General features: G+C 58.4%; 21 protein-coding genes and 1 pseudogene. 11 read left to right on the top strand and 11 right to left on the bottom strand.

Going from position 1 to position 21,150, the window contains the following annotated elements:
- Positions 1–10: 10 nt before the first annotated feature.
- From ACA056_RS10930 to ACA056_RS10915, 4 genes are read right to left on the bottom strand one after another with little or no spacing between them, the layout of a single operon-like run.
- The gene (locus ACA056_RS10930) at positions 11–1,135 is read right to left on the bottom strand and encodes an agmatine deiminase family protein (protein ID WP_497272621.1); all 1,125 of its coding nucleotides are present in this window, start codon (positions 1,133–1,135) and stop codon (positions 11–13) included.
- A gap of 29 nt (positions 1,136–1,164) precedes the next feature.
- Complete coding sequence (locus ACA056_RS10925; RefSeq protein ID WP_497272619.1) at positions 1,165–2,268, bottom strand: extracellular solute-binding protein; 1,104 nt, start codon at positions 2,266–2,268, stop codon at positions 1,165–1,167.
- Position 2,269: 1 nt separating this feature from the next.
- Positions 2,270–3,178 carry an N-carbamoylputrescine amidase gene (aguB, locus tag ACA056_RS10920; protein WP_497272617.1) on the bottom strand — a complete coding sequence of 303 codons (909 nt, stop codon included), beginning with the start codon at positions 3,176–3,178 and terminating at the stop codon, positions 2,270–2,272.
- 4 nt (positions 3,179–3,182) lie between these two features.
- Positions 3,183–4,235, bottom strand: coding sequence for an agmatine deiminase family protein (locus tag ACA056_RS10915; protein WP_497272615.1), 1,053 nt, complete (start codon positions 4,233–4,235; stop codon positions 3,183–3,185).
- A 134-nt stretch (positions 4,236–4,369) separates the two neighbouring features.
- On the opposite strand from ACA056_RS10915, the gene ACA056_RS10910 reads away from it, so the two are divergent.
- The 3 genes and pseudogenes from ACA056_RS10910 to ACA056_RS10900 all read left to right on the top strand — a co-directional run bounded on the left by ACA056_RS10910 (position 4,370) and on the right by ACA056_RS10900 (position 6,113).
- Positions 4,370–5,230 (top strand): LysR substrate-binding domain-containing protein, encoded by an 861-nt coding sequence (locus ACA056_RS10910; protein WP_497272613.1) that lies wholly within the window; start codon positions 4,370–4,372, stop codon positions 5,228–5,230.
- A pseudogene (locus ACA056_RS10905) lies at positions 5,221–5,555 on the top strand (CadC-family transcriptional regulator); the annotation flags it as partial. The gene ACA056_RS10910 and the pseudogene ACA056_RS10905, both read left to right, overlap by 10 nt.
- A gap of 63 nt (positions 5,556–5,618) precedes the next feature.
- The gene (locus ACA056_RS10900; protein ID WP_497272611.1) at positions 5,619–6,113 is read left to right on the top strand and encodes a PaaI family thioesterase; all 495 of its coding nucleotides are present in this window, start codon (positions 5,619–5,621) and stop codon (positions 6,111–6,113) included.
- 367 nt (positions 6,114–6,480) lie between these two features.
- Here the strand turns inward: ACA056_RS10900 and ACA056_RS10895 are convergent, their stop codons facing one another.
- A complete protein-coding gene (locus ACA056_RS10895; protein ID WP_497272609.1) occupies positions 6,481–7,614 on the bottom strand; it encodes an aminotransferase class V-fold PLP-dependent enzyme in 1,134 nt (377 codons plus the stop codon).
- 436 nt (positions 7,615–8,050) lie between these two features.
- On the opposite strand from ACA056_RS10895, the gene ACA056_RS10890 reads away from it, so the two are divergent.
- Positions 8,051–8,713, top strand: a complete 663-nt coding sequence (locus tag ACA056_RS10890) for an SMI1/KNR4 family protein (RefSeq protein WP_497272607.1) — start codon at positions 8,051–8,053, stop codon at positions 8,711–8,713.
- A gap of 128 nt (positions 8,714–8,841) precedes the next feature.
- Here ACA056_RS10890 and ACA056_RS10885 read toward each other — a convergent pair whose 3' ends face one another.
- Entirely contained in the window at positions 8,842–9,810 is a 969-nt protein-coding gene (locus ACA056_RS10885; protein ID WP_497272605.1) for a DMT family transporter, read from the bottom strand.
- 31 nt (positions 9,811–9,841) lie between these two features.
- On the opposite strand from ACA056_RS10885, the gene ACA056_RS10880 reads away from it, so the two are divergent.
- Both ACA056_RS10880 and ACA056_RS10875 read left to right on the top strand, forming a co-directional pair.
- A complete protein-coding gene (locus tag ACA056_RS10880; protein WP_497272603.1) occupies positions 9,842–10,885 on the top strand; it encodes a LysR family transcriptional regulator in 1,044 nt (347 codons plus the stop codon).
- Between the two features lie 154 nt (positions 10,886–11,039).
- A complete protein-coding gene (locus ACA056_RS10875) occupies positions 11,040–11,549 on the top strand; it encodes a YkgB family protein (protein WP_497272601.1) in 510 nt (169 codons plus the stop codon).
- Between the two features lie 45 nt (positions 11,550–11,594).
- Here ACA056_RS10875 and ACA056_RS10870 read toward each other — a convergent pair whose 3' ends face one another.
- On the bottom strand, positions 11,595–12,440 hold the full coding sequence (locus ACA056_RS10870; RefSeq protein ID WP_497273514.1) for an AraC family transcriptional regulator: 846 nt from the start codon (positions 12,438–12,440) through the stop codon (positions 11,595–11,597).
- 25 nt (positions 12,441–12,465) lie between these two features.
- Positions 12,466–14,139: a tetratricopeptide repeat protein gene (locus ACA056_RS10865; protein WP_497272599.1), complete on the bottom strand. Its 1,674-nt coding sequence runs from the start codon at positions 14,137–14,139 to the stop codon at positions 12,466–12,468.
- A 237-nt stretch (positions 14,140–14,376) separates the two neighbouring features.
- Here ACA056_RS10865 and ACA056_RS10860 point away from each other — a divergent pair, with 237 nt between their 5' ends.
- The 4 genes from ACA056_RS10860 to ACA056_RS10845 all read left to right on the top strand — a co-directional run bounded on the left by ACA056_RS10860 (position 14,377) and on the right by ACA056_RS10845 (position 17,939).
- Positions 14,377–14,778, top strand: coding sequence for a hypothetical protein (locus tag ACA056_RS10860; protein ID WP_497273513.1), 402 nt, complete (start codon positions 14,377–14,379; stop codon positions 14,776–14,778).
- Between the two features lie 153 nt (positions 14,779–14,931).
- Positions 14,932–15,504, top strand: coding sequence for a chorismate mutase (locus ACA056_RS10855; RefSeq protein ID WP_497272597.1), 573 nt, complete (start codon positions 14,932–14,934; stop codon positions 15,502–15,504).
- Between the two features lie 109 nt (positions 15,505–15,613).
- Complete coding sequence (locus ACA056_RS10850) at positions 15,614–16,042, top strand: nuclear transport factor 2 family protein (protein ID WP_497272595.1); 429 nt, start codon at positions 15,614–15,616, stop codon at positions 16,040–16,042.
- 181 nt (positions 16,043–16,223) lie between these two features.
- On the top strand, positions 16,224–17,939 hold the full coding sequence (locus tag ACA056_RS10845) for an amidase (protein ID WP_497272593.1): 1,716 nt from the start codon (positions 16,224–16,226) through the stop codon (positions 17,937–17,939).
- A gap of 19 nt (positions 17,940–17,958) precedes the next feature.
- On the opposite strand, the gene ACA056_RS10840 is transcribed toward ACA056_RS10845, so the two are convergent.
- The 3 genes from ACA056_RS10840 to ACA056_RS10830 form a co-directional block, all read right to left on the bottom strand.
- Positions 17,959–18,981, bottom strand: coding sequence for a sterol desaturase family protein (locus ACA056_RS10840; protein ID WP_497272591.1), 1,023 nt, complete (start codon positions 18,979–18,981; stop codon positions 17,959–17,961).
- 96 nt (positions 18,982–19,077) lie between these two features.
- The gene (locus tag ACA056_RS10835) at positions 19,078–19,467 is read right to left on the bottom strand and encodes a c-type cytochrome (protein ID WP_497272589.1); all 390 of its coding nucleotides are present in this window, start codon (positions 19,465–19,467) and stop codon (positions 19,078–19,080) included.
- 38 nt (positions 19,468–19,505) lie between these two features.
- On the bottom strand, positions 19,506–20,471 hold the full coding sequence (locus ACA056_RS10830; protein ID WP_497272587.1) for a GlxA family transcriptional regulator: 966 nt from the start codon (positions 20,469–20,471) through the stop codon (positions 19,506–19,508).
- Between the two features lie 105 nt (positions 20,472–20,576).
- Between ACA056_RS10830 and ACA056_RS10825 the strand changes: the two genes are divergently transcribed.
- Positions 20,577–21,146: an acyl-CoA thioesterase gene (locus tag ACA056_RS10825; RefSeq protein WP_497272585.1), complete on the top strand. Its 570-nt coding sequence runs from the start codon at positions 20,577–20,579 to the stop codon at positions 21,144–21,146.
- Positions 21,147–21,150 lie beyond the last annotated feature (4 nt).

The following is a 21,150-nucleotide window of genomic DNA, read 5'->3' as shown; positions in this document are numbered from 1 at the left end:
TTGAGCCAGACTAAGCCAACGGTTGGTGACTGGTCACACAGTGGATACCGCCGCCACCGGCTGAGATCGCGTCGATGTTGAGCTGTACCACTTCACGGTCCGGGTAGAGCTCGGACAACAAATCAACGGCTTTTGAGTCTGCCGCCCGGTCACCAAACTCGGGCGCAATGACCGCCCCATTGATCACGAAGTAGTTGATGTAACCTGCCGCAAAGTCCGGGTTGTTGCGGCTGAACTTGCTCTTTCGTGGGTTGAGCGGTGGCGACACGGTATGCACCTGCAGCTTGCGGCCATCGGCATCCGTGGCATTTTTAAGAATGTCCAAATGGGCACGCGTGACGCTGTAATCGTATGACTGAGGGTCGTTATCGAGGCTGGCGATCACAACGCCTGGCTTGACGAAGCGGGCGTAGAAATCGACATGGGCATCCGTGATGTCCTTACCTTTGATGCCCGGCAGCCAGATGATCTTGCGCAAGCCCAAGCGCGCTTTCAGTTCTTGCTCGATCTCGGCCTTGCTCCAATCGGGGTTGCGGTTGGCATTGATCCAGCTGCTTTCGGTCATGATCCCCGTGCCGTGACCATCCACTTCGATACCTCCGCCCTCGCCCACCAACTCGCTGCGGATATGACGGGCATCCACGGTGCTCGCAACCAGAGCAGCCAGTTGCGCATCCTCGCCATGCTGCTGTTTATTGCCCCAGCCGTTGAAGTTGAAATCCACGGCGCCGAGCCCGCCGTCCCCATCGATGACAAAGTTGGCGCCGATATCGCGCATCCAGATGTCGTCGAGTTCGGTGGTGACGTAGCTGATGTTAGCCGTGCCGCAGTGTTCTTCGGCCAGCTCCCGTTCACGCTCACGACAGAACACGGTCACCGGTTCATATCGCGCAAGGGTGCGAGCGATCAGGCCAATGGCTACTTGTACGTCGGGGGTGAAATCCTCCCAGATCGCTTCCTGTGCGCCAAAAGCGATGAAGGCCCGCTGATGCCTGTCGCCCTCATCCGGCATATGCCAACTGCCGGAGGTAGCCGCTTGCGCGTGCAGGGGCGTCAGGCCAAGCCCGATAGACGCTGCCACGCCCAAACCGGCGACTACCGATACTTGCTTGATGAACTGGCGACGCGTCGACATGTGTTGATCCCTGGAATGTTGGTCTGAAGTCACTTCGCGGTGGCCGTCTTGAACTTGGTCCAGGTGCGCATGCGCGCCCGCATATCGGATTGGGGAATGTACTTGCCCGCGATCAGCCGTGCGTACGTGGCCTCGTCGAGGTAGATGTCCGGATTGTTGCGCATCGTCGCATCGACGCTCGGCCGCGCCTTGGCGCTGGAGGTAGGGTAGCCGGTGAAGTTACTGATGGCGGCCATGTTGTCCGGGCGCATGACAAAGTTGATGAACGCATAGGCGTACTCCGGATGTTTGGCGTCGACCGGAATCGCCATGGTGTCCATCCACACCGTGGTACCTTCGCGCGGAATGTGATACTGGAACGTAGTTTTCTTGCCTGCGGCATCTGCAGCCCGTTGCGCCTGAGTCATGTCCCCGCTGTAACCGAGCGACACACACAGGTTGCCGTTGACCAGATCGCTCACCGGTTGCGACTGGAATTTGCGAATGTAGGGGCGCATTGTCATCAGCAGCTCGCTCGCTGCGGCCAGGTCTTCAGGCTTGGCACTGCGGGGGTCCCGGCCGAGGTAGTTGAGCGCTACCGCCAGCACTTCGTCCGGCGAGTCGATCAGGGAGATACCGCAGTCCGCAAACTTGGCGGCCAGTTCCGGCTTGAACAGCATGTCCAGGCTATTCACCGGCGCATCTGGCATGCGCTGTTTAATCTGCTCGGCGTTGTAGGTCAGGCCGATGGTGCCCCACGTGTAAGGTACGGTGGCCTGGCTCGAATGCTCATACTCCCTGCGCAACTTCTGCAAACCGGGCTCGATGTCATCCAGGGCAGTGAGCTTTGACGTGTCCAGCGGTTGCAGGCTGCCGGCGCGCATCAAGCGTTCGGCGACGGTGTCGCCCGGAAAGATCAGGTCATAACCGCTGCCGCCGGCGAGCATTTTGGCCTCCAGCGTCTCACTGCCATCCATGACGTCGTAGATCACTTTGATCCCGGTTTCGGCGGTGAATTTCGCCAGCGTGTCCTCGGCAAAATAGTCGGCCCAGTTGTACAGCCTGAGGGTTTTTTCTTCCGCGTGCAGCGACGGCAAAGCACAGCCCAGCGCCAGGCCCAAGGTGCCGCTCAACAGCTTTTTGATTGTGTGCATATCAAACCTCTTGAGTCTTCCAGCGTGCATGGGTGTGACGACCGTCCTGAGTCAACAGCGCACCGTACATATCTGGACGGCGATCGCGGTAAATGCCCCAGCTCAAGCGCTCCTCCGCCATGACCGCCAGGTCCAGGCTGTGCACGAGCACACCGGTGCTGTCGCGGTCGGCCTCGGCGAGCAACTTGCCCTTGTGGTTGCAGATAAAGGACGAGCCGTAGAAGCTCATTTGCAGGGCAGGATCGGTGGTGGCCACCTCGCGACCGATGCGGTTGGCGGCCACCACCGGCAGCAGGTTGGCGGCGGCGTGACCGCGCATGGTCATCTGCCAGTGGTCGCGCGAATCCAGCGCCGCGCAGCCAGGCTCAGAACCGATGGCGGTGGGAAACAGCAAGACTTCCGCGCCCATCAATGCCAGGCAGCGCGCGGTCTCGGGGAACCACTGATCCCAGCAGATGCCCACGCCAAGGCGCCCAAAAGCCGTGTCCCAGACACGAAAACCGGTATCGCCGGGGCTGAAGTATTCCTTCTCCTGATAGCCGATGGCGTTGGGAATGTGGGTCTTGCGATACACACCCAGCAGGCGCCCATCGGCATCGGCCACGCTCAACGAATTGAAGTAGGCATTGCCGGCCTTCTCGAACCAGCTCAGCGGCAGCACCACGCCCAACTCTTTGGCCAATGCGGCAAAGCGCTTGAGCACAGGGCTGTATCGATATTCTTCGGCCAGCGCCAAGTGCTTGTAGCTTTGCTCGATGCAGAAATACGGCGTGGCAAACAGCTCTTGCAACAGGATGACCTGGGCGCCTTTGGCCGCGGCCTCGCGCACCAGTAGCTCGGCCTGATCGAGGTTGTGTTGCAGGTCCCAGGTGCAGGGCATCTGGGTGGTGGCGATGGTCAGAAGCGTCATGGCATCAACCCTCCACCGGCCAGGCCGGCTGTTGCTGGGTGATGCAATGCACACCGCCACCACCGTGGGCCAGGTGATTGATCCGCACCGGCACCACTTCACGCCCGGGGAACGCCTGCCCCAACACGGCGGCCGCCACGTTGTCAGCATCAATGCCGTAGGCCGGCATGATGATGGCGTCGTTGGCGATGTAGAAGTTGGTGTAGGAGGCACAGAACACTTCAGCGTCGGTGTCCACGGCATCGCTGGCTTCATACAATTCGATCAGCTCGAACTGTCGGCCTTGTGCATCGGAGGCCAACTCAAGAGCACGACGGTTTTCCCGGGCCACTTCGGCATACACCGAGTGCTGGTCGTGGGTGGCGTCCACCAGCAAAACCCCGGGGCGGGCGAACGCGCACACGCCATCGACATGGCCATCGGTCACGTCACCGGTCACGTAATCCGGATCGCCTGGCAGCCAGATCGTCTTCTTCACACCCAGCAGACGCGTGAAGATTTCCTCTATCTCCGCCTTGTTCATGCCCGGGTTGCGATTGGGGTTGAGCAACACCGACTCGGTGGTGATCAGCGTGCCCTCACCGTCCACATGGATGGCCCCGCCTTCATTGCTCAGCGCGGTACCAAAGCACTCCACGCCCAAGTGATTGAGTGCACGACGCGCCAGGCTTTCGTCCAGATCATGGGCCGACTTGCCGCCCCACGCGTTGAAGCGCCAACTCACCCCGGCCAGGCCTTGTTGTGGATGGCAGACGAAACTCGGACCGGAGTCCCGGCACCAGCTGTCGTTCACCGCCAGCTCGATCAATTCGATGTTCGGCCCACATAACGCTTTGGCGCTGGCGATAGCTGAAGGGTCGACGACCAGTTTCACCGGTTCAAAACGGGCGATGGCGTTGGCCACACGAGCGAAGTCCTCTTGCACCAGAGGCAATGTCACGCCCCAAGCGGACTCCCAGAGTGCTGTGTTGTGTGGCCAGACCATCCAGGTGGCGGCGTGCCTGACCCACTCGGCCGGCATCATCCAACCGCTGTTTCGAATTTCTTTCTGCTGCATGACAAGTACCTTTAAGTTAAGTCATTGTGTTCAATGAAAACTGCTTGGGTGGTCCTGGCATGCATGCTACGGCTGTAAAATCAGGCAAACAAACGATGGATTTTGCAGACAAATGATTAGAGGAACTTATCAATATGCTCAAGCACTGGCCGCCACTCAGCACCCTTCGCGGCTTTGAAGCCGCCGCCCGACTGGGCAGTTTCCACAAGGCGGCCGCCGAGTTGCACCTCACCCAATCGGCGATCAGTCAGCAGATCCGCAGCCTTGAGGCGTACCTCGAACAACCCTTGTTCTTTCGCAGTGGACGCAGCGTCAGCCTGACCGATGCCGGTCACGACCTGCTCAGCACCACCCAGGCGTTGCTGCAACAGCTGGCCGTGGGCATTCGCCGTTTGGGGCAGTATCAGAAGCCCAATCAACTGGTCCTCAACACCACACCGGCATTCGCCCGTCACTGGCTACTGCCGCGCCTGGGGGATTTTCGCCGTCAGCATCCGCACGTCGATCTGTGGATTTTCAGCACCGATGAAGTGCCGGACATGACCACCCAGACCATCGACCTCGCGGTGCGCGATGACATTAGCTCCCAGGCCGAGTGCAGCTTCAAAGTGCTGCACGCCGACCGCCTCTATCCGGCGTGTCACCCGAGCCAATTCGCACTGCCACAGGAACAGCGCACAACCCTTCACGGGGAGCGGGAAATGGACTGGAGTCACTGGGCGGTGGAAGCTGGCATCGATGTCGGCCAGAAAGATCAGGGACTGAACTTCTCCGACCCCGGCCTGCTGCTGGACGCCGCGTGCGCGGGGCTCGGTATCGCCCTGGTCAGCCAGTTATTGAGTCGTCAGGCGCGCGCCCAAGGATTGTTGCAACCCTTGGTGGAGCAAACCATTCGCGGCCCGAACTGGGCCATGCTGACCCATCGTGACAGTGAGAACAATGCGCTGGCGCGAAGCTTCAGTGAGTGGTTGCTGGGTAATCTGGAGAGCATTTGACCCATGCCGTTCGCTTGAGTCCGCTGGATCCGGAAATGTTCAGGATGCAGGTCGGAATGGCGCTCGCGCATTTCTTCGCCGGGCGCTTCGACACCGCTTCGGACTGGGCTGAGAAGGCACTGGGGAACCTCCCTCGGTGGCCCTGATGGCGGCCAGTCATGCGCTCACCGGGCAAATGGACAAAGCGAAGCAGGCGATACTGCGCCTGCACGAGCTGGAACCATCGTTGCGCGTCTCCAACCTGAAGAACTGGCTGCCAATCCAACGGCCCGAGGATCTCGCGCGGTTCGCGGATGGACTGCGACTGGCCGGCTTGCCCGAGTGACCGCAGCCGATTGCAGCGTTAAAATCCAACGGTTTGATTCACATTTTTGAGGATGACCACGCTATGTCCAGGCTCGACACCTCCCTGCAAGACACCGCCGCGCCTGAAGGCGTTTGTTACGGCTGCGGCAGCAGCAATCCGCACGGGCTTCACATCAAGAGCTTCTGGCATGAAGACGGCGTGCATGTCATGGCCGAACACGTGCCCGATGCCAAGTACTGCGGCTGGCCGGATCTGGTTTACGGCGGGCTGATAGCGATGCTGGTTGACTGCCATTCAAACTGGACGGCGATGGCTTATCACTACCGCACGGAACACCGCGAAGTCGGGAGCCTCCCCCGCATCAATTGCGTCACTGGCAACCTTGGCATCAAGTTCATCAAACCGACCCCGATGGGTGTCCCGCTGACCCTGCGTGCGAAAGTCGAAGGTGAAGTCGGACGCAAAACTCGCGTTATCTGTGAGGTCTACGCGGGGGATGTGCTGACGGCTATTGGAGACTCCGTTTTTGTTCGTGTGGATACTGAGCAACTGGCTGCGGTTGCTCATAGTCGGTAGGTTGCTTCCATCCAGGCACCACCCATTGGCGGTTTCACCATCAAGTGAGGTTCAAATGGACAGCACACCGGGGCTGGAAATCGAGGTGGCCGCCTATAACGAATTTTTCGGTCGTTGGAACCAGGGAATGTTCGAGAAGCAGCGTCTGGCCCCGCGAAAGGCTTCGTTGGAACCCTTTTTTGATAGCGCTGAAGGGTGCACGTGTCAGTAAGACGCGTGCACGGGCTTTCCCTTGTGGTTCTAATATGACGTCCGGACGACCAGCGTCATATTCTTCGAAGATCAGCGCCATGGGCCGGCAGTGCCCAGGGCAGGATGCCTTCCTGGAATTCACAAGTCCGGCATGTGCTGCGGGCAAGATGATGGCTTAGTTATCCATCACTTCGTCCAGTGCCTGCTCGAGGGTGCTGACCGTGCGCTCGATATTGTGCAGCTTTTCGAGTCCGAACAGACCGATGCGGAAGGTCTGGAAGTCGGCCGGCTCGTCGCATTGCAACGGCACTCCGGCGGCGATCTGTAGGCCGTGGTTGGCAAATTTCTTACCGCTCTTGATGTCGGCATCGTCGGTGTAGCTCACCACTACGCCAGGGGCCTGAAAGCCGGCTGCGGCCACGCTTTTGATGCCTTTGCCGGCCAACATTGCGCGCACCCGATCGCCCAGAGCCTGTTGTTCGTCGCGGACCTTGTCGAAACCGTAGGCTTGCGTCTCTTTCATCACTTCGTTAAATCGCGCGAGGGAATCGCTGGGCATGGTCGCGTGGTAGGCATGTCCGCCCTGTTCGTAGGCCTGCATGATCTGAAGCCACTTTTTCAGGTCGCAGGCGAAGCTGCTGCTATGCGTCTTTTCGATGCGCTCGAGGGCCAAAGAACTGAGCATCACCAGAGCGCAGCAAGGGGAGGCGCTCCAGCCTTTCTGCGGTGCACTGATCAGCAGGTCGACTGCGCATTTCTGCATATCAACCCAAAGCGTGCCTGAGGCGATGCAGTCCAGCACGAACAGGCCACCCACCGCATGCACGGCGTCGCCGACGGCCCGCAGGTACTCGTCGGGCAGGATAATCCCTGATGAGGTTTCAACGTGGGGGGCGAAGACAATCTGCGGCTTCTGCGCCTGAATGGCTGCCAGCACCTCGTCCAGAGGGGGTGGGGCGTAGGCAGCCTGGCGACCAGTGTCGACCGGTCGGGCTTTCAGCACCGTGGTGGCCGCCGGGATGTTGCCCATCTCAAGGATCTGGCTCCAGCGATAACTGAACCAGCCGTTGCGTATCACCAGGCATTGCTGGTCGGTGGCAAACTGTCGCGCCACCGCTTCCATGCCGAATGTGCCGCTGCCCGGGACCACCGCAACAGCCTGGGCGTTGTAGACCTGTTTCAGGGTCCTGGAAATGTTCTTCATCACGCCTTGAAATGACTGCGACATGTGGTTGAGCGAGCGGTCGGTGTAGACCACTGAGTACTCGACCAGCCCCTCGGGATCGATACTGGGATATAGCTTTGACATGGGGTGACTCCTTTGGCAGAGATGTCAGTGGTATCGACCCTGCCCTAAGCCTTGGCAAATGACAAGATTGCTCGGGATTGAATTGCGACTTCTGTCGAGCGGCGGGCATCACCTGTGGGCGGCAACTGGTTCTAACTGCGCAGATTGCGCACATGAAATACAACGGTAAAAAGCAGGCAATTACCTATGCACGAGTAAAATGGTGCAACTGCCCCCATCCGGATGGTCGACAACGATGGCGCAACGCGGCAATCAGGTTACACCTAGTCTGTCCACTGAGTGTTTGGGCCTGGAAGCCCGGGTATGTCGAGTTGAACACAAGATTTGATGCGTTACGCAGCGAAGCCGCAGCGCTCGCAAGGGCCATAAAACTTACGCAGCAAAATTGATCTGTCCCCATTTAATTCCTGCAATCTGATATGGAGAGCCTGTCGCTTTGAATTACGGACAAGACGGTACTGTTGTAGAAGCCTTTCAAAAGCTTGCACGCAGTATTGACATTGAGTTTCCAGAACGCCTCGCGACGCTCATGGGGATAGCACATACGCTTCCAGCAACGGCAGCACTCAGTAGCCTTGAAGATTTTCTATGGCTTGATGCCGAGGAGGCCGAGCGAGAAATCAATGAGTGGCTCAATCCAAATGATCAACAAGGTCGAACCTTTCTTCCTTTTGCGACTACTGGCGGTGGAGAGCCTTACTGCGTGGTGCGTTTGGAAAACGGCGCTTCGGGGATTGCTCGGATAGTTCATTTTGCACAGCCATCTTCACTCGCCCATGCCGATATCTCGTCATTCGTGGCCAGGGAATACGTGCGCATTGCAACAAATCTGTCCTGTCTATCACCTCAAGCGGACTTCAGTGCAGCACTGATAAGGGAAGTGGCATTGATCCAGGCAGCGCTACTACCCTCAGACTATGAATTTCTTAAGGATTTGTTCAGCTGGCAATGCGTTGACAAGAGCTACAAGGCTGGGCCAAACAGTATCCCGAAAACTGTCAAAGCCTTCATTTCTCAAAAAGAAGAGGACGCGTTAGCTGCCAGGCTGCACCATCCAAACGCCATTGAGTTCGAAGCTCTTCGTGCCTGGATGCGCTAATTGTCTATCTGGTGTTCGGAACCTAAAAATGGGCAAGTTTTGGCCAATAATTGACTGCCATGAATGACCGGGATGGGTTGTGGATTCAACTGGTCGACGCAACAGATTGGCAAAATCGTTCAGCATCCTTAAAGAGCCACAGCAACTTTTCCGACGCGGCCATGAAACGCACCAATAGCTTTAACGACCCCCACGACAATCAGTGTGATACCCAGCGCTTCAGGCGCCGTGGGCCACCGGTAGTAAAACAGCAGCCCCAGGCAGGTAGCGAAGACCATTTCCAGTGACAGCAACTGGCTGGCCAGTGTCATGGGAAGGCGCTGGGAGGCGATGGTCCAGGCCCATGCGCCGCCAATCGACGCAAAGGCCGCCAGTACAAAAGCCGGAAGATAAAGGTGGCTGATAGCGCTTTGCCCGAAACCGAGCATGGGAGCGTTGAACACATCCATGGCCGTACCCACCGGGATGAACAGGAGCGTTTGCAGGCTGCCTCCAATCATCATCATGGCGGTCCAGACCCAGGCATTCATGCCGGGCCTTTTGATCAGTGCTTTTTGATTGGCCAGCCCAAACCAGACCCACAGTGCGACCGCCGCGAGTGACGCGCCGATCCCGAGCGCCAGCGTGGTGGGTGATTGCCCCTCGAACCCGGCGATGCTCTGGCCGTTGACCAGGAGCAAGCCGAGCACGGCCAGTGCAAAAGGCACTTGAAGCGAGCGCCAGGAAATCGTGCCCTGAACATTTCCGCTGATGGCCAGCACGACGGGCACGAGCCCTAAAAAGGCCGGCGCAACGACGGGGCCAGCGTACGTGGCGGCGATGATGACGGCGATGAAATAGCCCACGTAGCCGATGAATCCCAGTCCGGCAGTGACGAGCCAATCGTTGAGGGTCAGATGACGCCAGGCTTTGAAATTGGCCATCAGGATCAGGACGCCGATCAGCCCGGAAATGATGAATCGGCAGGCGGCAAGGTCAAATATCGAATATTCACCAATGACCAGAGGGGCGACAAAGTTCATCGACCATGTCAGGGAGGCCAATACCGCGGCGCTGATACCTGTGATGGATAAATGATTGCTGTGTGAGTCTTTCATCACCGACCTCTGTAGAGGAATTCGATTAGGGATGGGCAGTTTCGAGCCGCACCAGGACAGCGCGGGCCGTCCCTTTGACAGGATTCTCAACGGTGACAAAACAAAAGGGAATTCATTGCTTTTGACCAGCACCTGTTCCATAACGGAACAAAAAGAGGTGTATATGGACAGGTATAGCGATATGGCGATCTTGATCGCCGTCGTTGATGCGCGCGGCTTTTCGCCCGCCGCCCGCAAGCTCAAGATGACCCACTCGGCGATCAGCAAAAGAGTTCAGCGTCTGGAGGATCGGCTCGGCACGCAGTTACTGTCGCGCACGACGCGAACCATGACGCTGACGCAAGCAGGCGAACGGTATGTGTTGCTGGCTCGGCCAATCCTGGAGGATATACAGGCGCTGGAAGCCGCTGTCGTGCACGATTCCGATGCGCCGAGAGGGACGTTGAAGGTGTCTGCGCCCAATGCGCTCGGTCAGTACCATGTCGTGCCTGCCCTGATCGACTTTATGCGGCTCTATCCCGACATAAAGATCGATTTGACCCTGACCGACGCCCTTGTCGATATCAGAAATGAGCGCATTGACGTGGCGATAAGAAGCGGTGTGCTATCCGACCCAAGCCTTGTCGCTCATAAACTGAGTGCCAACGAGCGCCTTGTTTGCGCTTCCCCGGCTTATCTCGAAGCCCATGGGGTGCCTGTAGAGCCTTGCGAACTCGCTGACCATCCCTGCTTGAAACTCAATTTTGAAAGCCGGTTCAACGACTGGGAGTTTCGGACGTCCACCAGCAGGGCGATTCCGATCGAGGGAGGTTTTATCTGCAATAGCCTGGACGCTATTCGCACGCTATGCCTGGCGGGCACGGGAATCGCTCGTCTGCCTAAATACATGGTGAACGAGGATGTGCAAGCCGGGCGCCTGATACCGTTGCTGCAGGCGTTTTCAAGTCCAACCACCTCTGCCATTTATGCGCTCAGGGCGGCTGACGATTATGTTCCGGCCAGAACTCGCGTGTTCATCGCCTTTCTCGCAGAGCGCCTCACGGCAGCCTGCCTGAATGAACACCGCTCCTCATAAAAGACCCTGCAGTGAGTCAAGACGATCTGCATTGAACGCAATACGTTCAGAAGCCACGAGCTTGGAATCAAAGGCAACACTGTCGTCACTCCCAACGTAAACCGCATTGGGCTGCTGAATAGCGCTCGTCCTCACACTTTTGGAAGCCTTGATCATGAAAACCTTAAACATTGAGAACCACAGAACCAACAACGCACATAACAATTCAACGCTCGGGATTAAAACCATGGCGTTTGGAACCTACGGTGCTTACTTTGCGCTCGCCGTCATTTACTTCTGGTTCGGCGGCATGAAGTTCACGCACTACGAGGCACAGGGACTGGTACCGCTGGTAAGCAACAGCCCTTTCCTGGGGTGGGTTTATGACATTTTCAGTGTCGATACCTTCTCCAGCTTACTCGGCGTTCTGGAGGTCTCGATCGGTGTTCTGATTGCAGGTCGCCTGCTCTCACCGAAGCTTTCATTGATCGGTGGCGCGTTGTCAGCCGGATTGTTTTTCACCACCTTGAGCTTTATGTTTTCGACGCCAGGCGTGATTGAACCCGGCCTCGGTTTTCCAGCCATTACGGTTGCGCCGGGTCAGTTTCTCCTCAAAGACATCGGGTTGCTTGCCGCTTCTATATTCGTAGCTGGCCACTCTCTGACTGAGTTGGAAAACCGTTAAACCGATGAATCTCCTCCTGGAATGGCCTGAAGCAATTCGATGCTTTCAGGCCATTGCCGCATCATCCTCTCCTGCCAAATCTTTCATCCAGTCCCGGGGGCTGTAGCCCGTCTTGCGACGAAACGCGCGGGCAAGCGCCGAAGGACTTTCATAACCGACCTCGGCGGCGATGAGCGTAATCGGCCGCCCTTCACGCAGGCGCTTTTGCGCCAGGCTGATACGCCAACTCAACAGATAATCTGCGGGTGTCTGCCCTATAACGGCCCGAAAATGCACGGCGTAGGCAGCGCGCGACATGTTCGACTCGCTCGCAAGCTCTGCAACCGACCAGGCACGATCCGGTGCGTTGTGCATCTGTACCAGCGAGCGCGCCAGCCGCATATCGGCCAGTCCCGCCATCATTCCGGTTCGCAACTGGTGGTGGTCGAGCAGATGCCGAAACAACAAGATGATCAGTAGTTCGAACAAGCGATCCAGCGCTGCCTCCCGGCCACAATGTCCGCCTGCCGCCTCACTGAACATCCATTTCAGCGTATCGGCCAAAAGCGGTAGCTCATCCAGGGACAGCACCAGACAATCGGGTAACGAAGCGGACAACGGGTTATCGACCCCGCCCTCAAACTTCATCGACGCACACAAGAGTTGAGCGCCCTCGGGCTTACCGGCGAACAGTTGATGCCGGCTTGGGCGTGGCAGAAAAATCAGACTGGGTTGGGTGAGCAGCAAGTCCTTGCGATCAGCCCCCTGCAAAGTGACGCTACCTGCCTGCAGCAGGTGAATATGACCGCGCTGGTCAGCGCCATCGTATGACGCCATGCCGCAAAGCTTGCCGTTGTAAAACAGGTTTGCACGCACGCCGAACTGCGACAACAACGTAGACAAGCGATCCATAGGCAATCTCCGGCGCTTTCGAGCATCACTGACAACACCCCGCCCCAACACGGCAAAAACACGAGGCCTTAATCTCCACATCCGCCCGGGCCATGGCCAGAGCAAGGCGCGTCTGGGGAGCAGCAGCTTCGGCATCCAGACCCAGTCGTTTCAGGCATTCCACATAGCCGTGCAGGCTCCACACGTTGTCCAGATGCCAGGACGCACGGCTGAGTGTGTTGTCCAGTCCCAGATCGGCACGATAGGCCTGCAACGCTTCGTCTACCCTGCCCTGCTCCAGAAGCAACGCGCCCAACGCATGCCTGACCGGTTGCATCCAGCCCCATGGCTCGTCGTAAGGCAGGTTGTCGTCCAGAGACAGTGCCTGGCGCATGTGGGCGAAGGCCTCGTCGTAATTGCCCTTACGGTACTCGATTTCCCCGCGCAGCATGCCTGCGGCAACCGCCAGAATGTCGGTGCATTTATTGTTGAAGAGGTAGCGGGTGTCCGGCACTCGGGTCCAGGCTTCGAGGAATAGACGCTGTTCGGCTTCTGCGGCGGCGATATACCCGGTGGCCGCGTGCGCCACGCCTCTGGCGTAATGCAGCATCGCCGTGGTCACGCAGTACAGCGCCTGGTCGTTCGGCAGCGCCGTGGCAAGGATGTCCTGCCATTTGCCGAAGCGTATCTGCACATGGACCTTCATCGATACGAAGCCTTCCAGCCAGTCGGCCATGGGCGGCTGCTCCACGCGCAACAGTTCTTCCCTGATGGTCGACATCAGCTGATCGGCGGCTTCCAGAGCCGGTTGGTACTGCCCGAGGAACATCGCCGAATAGAGTTTGAAGTGGTAGTTGTGGCATCGATACAAGGTGTAGAAGTTGAGCGGCCCTTCCTGTTCCAGGTATTTGCCGTCGGCCAGAATCGCCCGGCTATTGGTGACCATGGCCCCTCGGTAATCACCGCAGAGCACGTCGATGTGCGACGGCATATGCCGCAAATGTCCCGCATCCGGCACCAGGTCACGCAGGACATCGCCGGCGCGCAATGCCCGTTCCGGGTAGGGCGACATTTCCAGGGTGTGGACGTACATGTGCAGCACGCCGGGGTGCGGCGCATCGCCGTGCTGCTCCATCCGCCGTAGCGCCCGTTCCAGCACGGCCACCGCTTCAAGCGTGTCGGCACCCGGCGCCGGTTTACCGGTTTTCAGGTCCCACAATTGCCAGGGTGTGCGGTCGATCAACGCTTCAGCAAATAGCGCAACGACATCGGGATCTTCGGGAAAGGCTTTGTAGACATCACGCATGGACGCCGCATAGGCATCATTCCACGCGAAGAGTTGGTCGAGGCTGGTGGCTTGGTCGGCTTGGTAGCGTTGCTCCAGCGCCCGGATCAGCGCCTGCTCCACCGGTGTTGCGCCGTCGATATGCGCCAGCGCGGTTTGCGTCGCCAGTCGGGCCTGGGCCACGGCTTCTTTCAACTCCTGTTCGATGAAGGCATCCCAACGCTTGTTGTAGTTGGGGCCCGAAGCGTAGGCGATGCCCCAGTAGGCCATCGCGCAATCGCGGTCGTGTTCGATCACCTTGTGGAAACAGCGTATGGATTCGTCGTGGTTGTAGCCGTAGCACCATACCAAGCCACGATCGAACCAGCGCTGGGCCTGGTACGAGTGGGTCGTCACCGGGCGGCTGTAGGTGCCCAAATCGTAATAGTCGTGCATCGATTTATCCTCTCGACCAGAGCATGGAACCTCGCAGGAAATCCTTGCGGACCTGGAGAGCCTCGACAGTTCAAGAGGTCCAGCATACCCCCGCGGTTCTGGCTGAGCGGCAGAGCCGACGATAGGAGGATCATTGCCGGCGTCGATAGTCACCATCAATTCAATGAAGTTCTCTTAAAAATTCCGCGGCGTAACATCAGCCCCATACCAAACAACTACACCCCGGAGCACACCATCATGAAACGCCAAACTATCCTCAGCATCGCTTTCTCGGTTTTTGCAGTTAACGCTTTCGCCGCTACCTCTGCTCACCCGGTTGTCGCTGAAGGCGGCTCGGATCGTCTGATTGAAAGTCGTGTGGCTGAAGGTGGTTCGGATCGTTTGATCGAAAACCGCGTTGCTGAAGGTGGTTCGGATCGTTTGATCGAAAACCGCGTTGCTGAAGGTGGTTCGGATCGTCTGATCGAGAACCGCGTCGCTGAAGGTGGTTCGGATCGTCTGATTGAAAAACGTGTTGCTGAAGGTGGCTCCGATCGTCTGATCGAGAACCGCGTCGCTGAAGGTGGCTCCGATCGTTTGATCGAAAAACGTGTTGCTGAAGGTGGCTCCGATCGTTTGATCGAAAACCGCGCTGCATAAATGAATAGCTTTACCGAAGCACTCAACGAAAAGCCCGGCCTGACAAGCCGGGCTTTTTCGTGCACAAAATAAATCGATCCCTGCTTAATGCTTCCGCCGCACCTGTGATACATAACACCTGATTGTGAGTCCCGTTCCCAATGAGGTTTGCCGATGCCCCGTTCCCCACATTTACCGCAACTGCTGATCTGCGCCGTCCTCGGTTTACTCGCCTGCAACGCACAGGCCAGTGCGCCCTCCCCGGCACCCGATAGCTTGCAACCGCTGCTGGTAACGTTGAACGAACGCCTGAGCATTGCTGATCTCGTGGCGCTGACCAAGTGGGACAGTGGCAAACCGATCCAGGACAGTGCCCGGGAAGCGCAAGTCATCGCCAACGCCAGGAAGCTGGCCGTTGAGCGCAAACTGGACCCGGACGAAGTAGCCGAATTGATCGCCGCACAGATTGAAGCCAACAAGCTGGTGCAGTACGGGCTGGTGGCCCAATGGCGAGCGGCTGGCAAGGCGCCTGACACGCCGCGGCCAGACCTCGCCAATCAAATCCGGCCACAGCTCGATGAGCTGCAAAACCGCCTGTTGCTGCAATACTCCGCCTTCGCGCCCTATCGCAATGACCCGCAATGCGCGGACTGGCTAGCCAAAGAACGATCCAGCCTGATCAAGGACGGTCTGCATGGTCAGGCACTGATACGCGCCACCGGGGAACTGTGCGTCGCAGATCAGTGACAGGGAAAATCACGTTCCAGCATCCCTGCTTGCGTCAATGGTCACCAGTGAACCCTTGCATGAGCAACACCGAAGCGTTTGCCAAACAATAAAAATACAGGAGTTGAAAATGTCTGAACTGAAACTGCATCCCAAAGCCGCAGAATCCCTGAACCAGTGGCACGACATGATCAGCAAGGGTGACTTGAGCGCCTTGCCCGGTTTGTTGGACCCACAGGCAATATTCCGCTCCCCGATGGCTCACACGCCTTACCCGGGTGCGGCCGTGGTATCGATGATTCTCAATACGGTCGTCGAGGTATTTGAAGATTTTGCCTACCACCGGGAACTGTCGACCGCAGACGGGCTGAACGTCGTCCTGGAGTTCAGCGCCAACGTCGGCGGAAAAGAGTTAAAGGGCATCGATATGATCCGGTTCAACGAACAAGGAAAAATCGTTGAGTTTGAAGTGATGGTCCGTCCCTTGAGTGGCCTGCAAGCCTTGGGCGAGCAAATGGGAAAACGCCTTGGCGCTTACCTGGCGGCCAGCAAAGCCTGAAGACGTTGCATCGCCTTGGGCGATGCCTCTGCTCCCGGCTTGGTGTTAAATAGAGCGCGTAAAGCAGCGCAACGAGAACACCGATGAATACCTTTTTTGAGATTAGTGATGTCCCTGAGCCCAACATTCAGCGCGATGGCAACATTCATCGCGTCGCCCATCAGCAGACGGTGGTAACAGCATGATCGAGGTCACCGAAGTTTCCATTGCCGAACTGCGTGCTGCGCTCGAGTCAGGCCGAACCACTGCGGTTGAGCTGGTCCAGGCCTATCTCGCCAGGATCGATGCCTACGACGGTGCCGACACGCCCACCGCCCTCAACGCGGTGGTGGTTCGAAACCCCGAAGCGCTGAACGAGGCGCAGGCGTCCGATGCCCGTCGGGCCAAGGGCGAGACGCTGGGTCCGCTCGATGGCATTCCCTATACGGCCAAGGACAGTTACCTGGTGAAGGGGCTCACTGCCGCCTCCGGCAGTCCCGCCTTCGCGAACCTGATTGCTTATCGCGATGCGTTCACGATCGAACGGCTTCGCGCTGCTGGCGCGATCTGCCTGGGCAAAACCAATATGCCGCCCATGGCAAACGGCGGCATGCAGCGCGGGGTCTATGGCCGTGCGGAAAGCCCGTACAACGCTGACTATCTCACCGCTCCCTTCGCCTCGGGCTCATCGAACGGCGCCGGTACGGCAACGGCCGCCAGCTTCGCGGCATTCGGCCTCGCGGAAGAAACCTGGTCGAGCGGACGCGGCCCTGCATCGAACAATGGTCTGTGTGCCTACACGCCTTCGCGCGGGGTGATCTCGGTGCGCGGCAACTGGCCGTTGACGCCGACGATGGACGTTGTCGTACCGTTTGCCAGAACCATGGCCGACCTGCTCGAGGTGCTCGATGTGGTGGTGGCGGATGATCCCGACACCCGTGGCGATCTGTGGCGGATGCAACCCTGGGTGCCGATTCCGAGTGTCGCTTCGGTGCGCCCCGCTTCCTATGCCGAATTGGCGGTGAAGCCCGATGCACTGGCAGGAAAGCGCTTTGGTATTCCGCGCATGTACATCAACGCGGATCCGGATGCGGGCACGAGCGATGCGCCTGGCATCGGTGGTCCGACGGGGCAGCGAATCATCACCCGTCCTTCCGTGATCGGGCTCTGGGAAGAGGCTCGCAAAGCACTCGAAGCCGCTGGCGCCGAAGTCATCGAAGTCGATTTCCCACTGGTCTCCAATTGCGAGGGTGATCGCCCTGGTGCGCCGACGGTGTTTACGCGGGGCCTGGTGTCCAAAGAGTTCCTGCATCATGAATTGTGGGATCTGTCGGCCTGGGCGTTCGATGATTTTCTGCGGGCCAATGGCGATCCCAAGTTGAACCGCCTGGCCGATGTCGACGGACCGCTGATTTTCCCCCACGACCCGGGCACGCTCCCCAACCGGGAGGACGACCTTGCCGCTGGCATGGACGAATACGTGAAGATGGCCGAGCGCGGAATCACACCGTGGGACCAGATCACCACAGTGCCTGACGGACTGCGCGGACTTGAACAGACGCGTCGAATCGATCTTGAGGACTGGATGGATCGGCTCGGGCTCGATGCGGTGCTATTCCCAACGGTCGCCGACGTGGGGCCGGCGAATGCCGATGTCGATCCGAAGTCTGCGGATATCGCGTGGAGTAACGGCGTATGGGTTGCCAACGGCAATCTTGCCATCCGGCACCTGGGCGTCCCCACGGTCACAGTGCCGATGGGCGTCATGCCCGACATCGGCATGCCTGTCGGGCTGACATTTGCCGGTCGTGCCTATGACGATTCGACGCTGCTGCGCCTGGCTTCGGCGTTCGAATCGATCGGGTCAAAACGATTGATCCCGCCTAGAACCCCACCCTTGCCAGTTGGCCAACAATAGAAAGAGCGGGATTGGGGCTTTACACGCTCCAATCCCGTCCACTGGTTGAACGTCTGACGGGAATCTTGCGAGCGATGTCCACAAAGGGCGTGACGATCAGGCTATAGAGCGTCAGGTAACGGTCGTGATCCTGTTTGCCGGTGCCGAACTGAATAGGCTCAGGCGTCGAGTGCGTGACGTAGAGCGTACCGAACATCCAGTCCCAGAGTGACAGGTTGGTACCGAAGTTCTTGTCGAAATGTCGGGGCGCGTCACTGTGGTGAATCTGGTGCTGCGCCGGGCTGTTCAGTACATGCTCGACCACGGGCCCGAAAGAAAGCCAGACATGGCTGTGACGCAAATTGGCCGCCAAGGCATTGAGGATCAAGACCATATACGTCACGCCGAACAAGGTGTACCGGCTGATCTCCCCGCCACAGGCGTACCAGAATACACCGGCAAAAGCGCCGAGGCAGACGGTGTCAGTCAGTTTCTCGACCATTTTTTCCACAAAGTGAATCCGGCTTGCCGTCGCCGGCACCAGGACGGGCGCGGAATGATGGACTTTGTGGAACGCCCACAGATACCGGGAATGAAAGGCGCGGTGGGTCCAGTAGTGGATGAAGTCTTGCACCAGAAACACGCCCAGCCCGTAGAGCAAGGAAAGTGAGAGGTTCTCCCCCACCTGCACGCGGGCGCCCCAAAGATTGTTGAAAAACGAGATGTAGTCGCCGGAACGCAGGACGTACGGATCGACCAGGCCAACAATGGGAAGTACCAGCGCGACCTTCAGGATGGCCCGCACGAAGTAGTACCGGTAATCCAGCAACGCCGAGGGATGAAAATGAACCCGGCGCCCGCCGATGAACTGCCAGAAAGAACGTGCGTCGGTCAGCCCGCGATATTTTCTGAAGCGGTACAGGCTGTAGGCGATGCTGTAGGACACGCAGAGAAACACGATGCTGAAGCGGCCGTTCAGATCGAAAATGCCAAGAAACTGATCCGTGACAGGCTCGATCACCCACTTGATCAGGTAGTCATGCAGAAGCGCAAGAACATCCACTAACGGCTCCCCTCCGTCAAAGGGAGGGGATTGTAATTCAGATCGTAACCACCGGGTGTTCCGAGCGAGCGAATGCCTTTCGAAAGTCACAAAGCCTTATTGCAGCTGAAACGTCTGAAGGTACGCCAACAGGTTGTCGATCTTTTCCGGGTCGCTGAGCCCCCAGAAAATCATGCGAGTACCGGGCACCACTTCTTTTGGATCTTCAAGGTACGCAGTCAGCGTTTCGCGGGTCCAGACGATACCGGCTGATTTCATCGCATCGGAATACTGGTAATCCGTGGTGCTGCCCGAAGGGCGTCCAAAAATGCCATTGAGCTGCGGCCCGAATGAACCGCGTGCCGACTCCCCGACCTGATGGCAGCCACCGCATATCCGCTTGAACAGTGTCGCACCCGCTTCAGCATCGCCGGCGGCCTGTGCTTGCGCGCTGAACACCCCTGCATTGAGCATCAGGGCGAAGGTGAGTACGGCGGCTTTCTGCATGTTTTGCTCCCAATCATCTGTGGCTTGGCGCAAGCGAATCAACTCGCACCCGGTTGAAACTTCTTCCTGTACGCCGCCGGCAGCAAACCCACTCGCTGGCGAAACAGTCTACGGAACGAATTACCGTCTTCGTAGCCCACGGCGTAAGTGATGCTGTCGAGTGTCATGCGGGTGGATTCAAGAAGCTGTTTTGCCTTCTCCAGACGCAGGGTTTGCAGGTAGGTAATGGGTGTGTAACCGGTGGCCTCCTTGAAACGCCTTTTGAAGTTCCTGACGCCGAACCCGAATCGCTGGGCGACATCATCAATGAGCAGCGGCTGTTCGAAGTGTTCCTCCAGCCAGTGTTGAACCCGCAGGATGTCGCCATCCCCATGGTTCTTCGGCAATGACCACATGACATACACTGATTGCTCGCTGCGCACAGCGTCGACCAGCAAGTATTTGCCGCACTTTTGCGCCAGTTCCAGTGAAGCGAACCGGCGCACGAGGTGCAGCAGAAGATCCATGGCGGCACTCGCGCCCCCGCAAGTGATCACGCGATTGTCCTCGCAGAGGATCTGCGTCTCCTCCAGACGGACCTCGGCATACCGACGACGAAACAGGTCTGCAAAGGCCCAGTGCGTGGTGGCACGAACGCCCTCCAGCAGGCCCGTTTCGGCCAGCATGAATGCCGCCGTGCACATCGACGCCACCACGGCCCCCTGCGCATGCTGTTGACGCAGCCATGGCCCATAAGCAGAAAAGGCCGGCAAGGCATCCTTCAAGGTGAAGAGGAATCCGGGGATCAGCACCAGGTCGGTTCGCGGGATCTCGACGGTGGACAGGTCCACGCGCAACGTCTGCCCTCCCCACGCGGCGACATCACCACCCTCAAGCGAGGCGATGACCACCTCAAAAGGCGCGCCGGCAGTGTCTGCAAACAGGTTGGCGGCGCTGAGTACTTCCAGGGCCATCGTGGCGCTGGCGGCGGAACATTGATCCGCCAGTAAAAGCGTGACGTGCATAAATGATCCTATTGCGCTTTTCGCATGAAAATAGTCATTTGCGCACCTACCTTACCCGATCCTTCCTCCCTAAAGTGCACGCGTCACTCAATCATCGGCGTACTTATGAATCTCTGGTTCCGACTGTTCCTCATGCTGTTTCGTCGTCCGTGGCGCAAGCCCGTTGACGCCTTGGCCACCACCGTCGTCCACATGCGCGTCTGGCCGCTTGATCTCGACCTCAACCGACACGTTACCAACGGCCGGTATTTCACCCTGGCCGATATAGGACGCATGGACTACGTGCTGCGCAGCGGTGCATTCCGGGTCGCGCTGCGCAATAAGGCCGTGCCAATCGTCGGGGACACCTGGGGCAAGTTTCGTCGCGAACTGAAGCTGTTTGAAGCGTTCGAGATTCACACCAGGATGCTTGGCTGGGACGACAAGTGGAGCTTTATGGAGCACCGATTCGTGAGCAAGGGACGCGTGGTCGGTGTCGTGGTGATGCGGGGTCTGTTCCGCTCTGCCAAAGGCACGGTTGCACCTGGCGAGTACGCCCGGGAGTTGGGATTGGCAGAACAGTCGCCGCCGATGCCGACGTGGCTGACAGACTGGTCGCAAAGCTGCAATGACATGAGCCGTGAACTTCGAGAGGAAGAAGGTCAGCCTGCCCGGCGCCCGCAGACCGTCGAATAAATTC

It is taken from the genome of Pseudomonas sp. LBUM1666, from assembly GCF_059695775.1.
Note: the sequence above shows the minus strand (reverse complement) of the source record. Positions and strands in the feature narration are given on the sequence as shown.

Coding starts and splice junctions, on each gene's coding strand:
- ACA056_RS10930 (WP_497272621.1), bottom strand. CDS start 1,135: ATGTCGACGCGTCGCCAGTTCATCAAGCAAGTATCGGTAGTCGCCGGT.
- ACA056_RS10925 (WP_497272619.1), bottom strand. CDS start 2,268: ATGCACACAATCAAAAAGCTGTTGAGCGGCACCTTGGGCCTGGCGCTG.
- aguB (WP_497272617.1), bottom strand. CDS start 3,178: ATGACGCTTCTGACCATCGCCACCACCCAGATGCCCTGCACCTGGGAC.
- ACA056_RS10915 (WP_497272615.1), bottom strand. CDS start 4,235: ATGCAGCAGAAAGAAATTCGAAACAGCGGTTGGATGATGCCGGCCGAG.
- ACA056_RS10910 (WP_497272613.1), top strand. CDS start 4,370: ATGCTCAAGCACTGGCCGCCACTCAGCACCCTTCGCGGCTTTGAAGCC.
- ACA056_RS10900 (WP_497272611.1), top strand. CDS start 5,619: ATGTCCAGGCTCGACACCTCCCTGCAAGACACCGCCGCGCCTGAAGGC.
- ACA056_RS10895 (WP_497272609.1), bottom strand. CDS start 7,614: ATGTCAAAGCTATATCCCAGTATCGATCCCGAGGGGCTGGTCGAGTAC.
- ACA056_RS10885 (WP_497272605.1), bottom strand. CDS start 9,810: ATGAAAGACTCACACAGCAATCATTTATCCATCACAGGTATCAGCGCC.
- ACA056_RS10880 (WP_497272603.1), top strand. CDS start 9,842: ATGGGCAGTTTCGAGCCGCACCAGGACAGCGCGGGCCGTCCCTTTGAC.
- ACA056_RS10875 (WP_497272601.1), top strand. CDS start 11,040: ATGAAAACCTTAAACATTGAGAACCACAGAACCAACAACGCACATAAC.
- ACA056_RS10870 (WP_497273514.1), bottom strand. CDS start 12,440: ATGGATCGCTTGTCTACGTTGTTGTCGCAGTTCGGCGTGCGTGCAAAC.
- ACA056_RS10865 (WP_497272599.1), bottom strand. CDS start 14,139: ATGCACGACTATTACGATTTGGGCACCTACAGCCGCCCGGTGACGACC.
- ACA056_RS10860 (WP_497273513.1), top strand. CDS start 14,377: ATGAAACGCCAAACTATCCTCAGCATCGCTTTCTCGGTTTTTGCAGTT.
- ACA056_RS10855 (WP_497272597.1), top strand. CDS start 14,932: ATGCCCCGTTCCCCACATTTACCGCAACTGCTGATCTGCGCCGTCCTC.
- ACA056_RS10850 (WP_497272595.1), top strand. CDS start 15,614: ATGTCTGAACTGAAACTGCATCCCAAAGCCGCAGAATCCCTGAACCAG.
- ACA056_RS10845 (WP_497272593.1), top strand. CDS start 16,224: ATGATCGAGGTCACCGAAGTTTCCATTGCCGAACTGCGTGCTGCGCTC.
- ACA056_RS10835 (WP_497272589.1), bottom strand. CDS start 19,467: ATGCAGAAAGCCGCCGTACTCACCTTCGCCCTGATGCTCAATGCAGGG.
- ACA056_RS10830 (WP_497272587.1), bottom strand. CDS start 20,471: ATGCACGTCACGCTTTTACTGGCGGATCAATGTTCCGCCGCCAGCGCC.
- ACA056_RS10825 (WP_497272585.1), top strand. CDS start 20,577: ATGAATCTCTGGTTCCGACTGTTCCTCATGCTGTTTCGTCGTCCGTGG.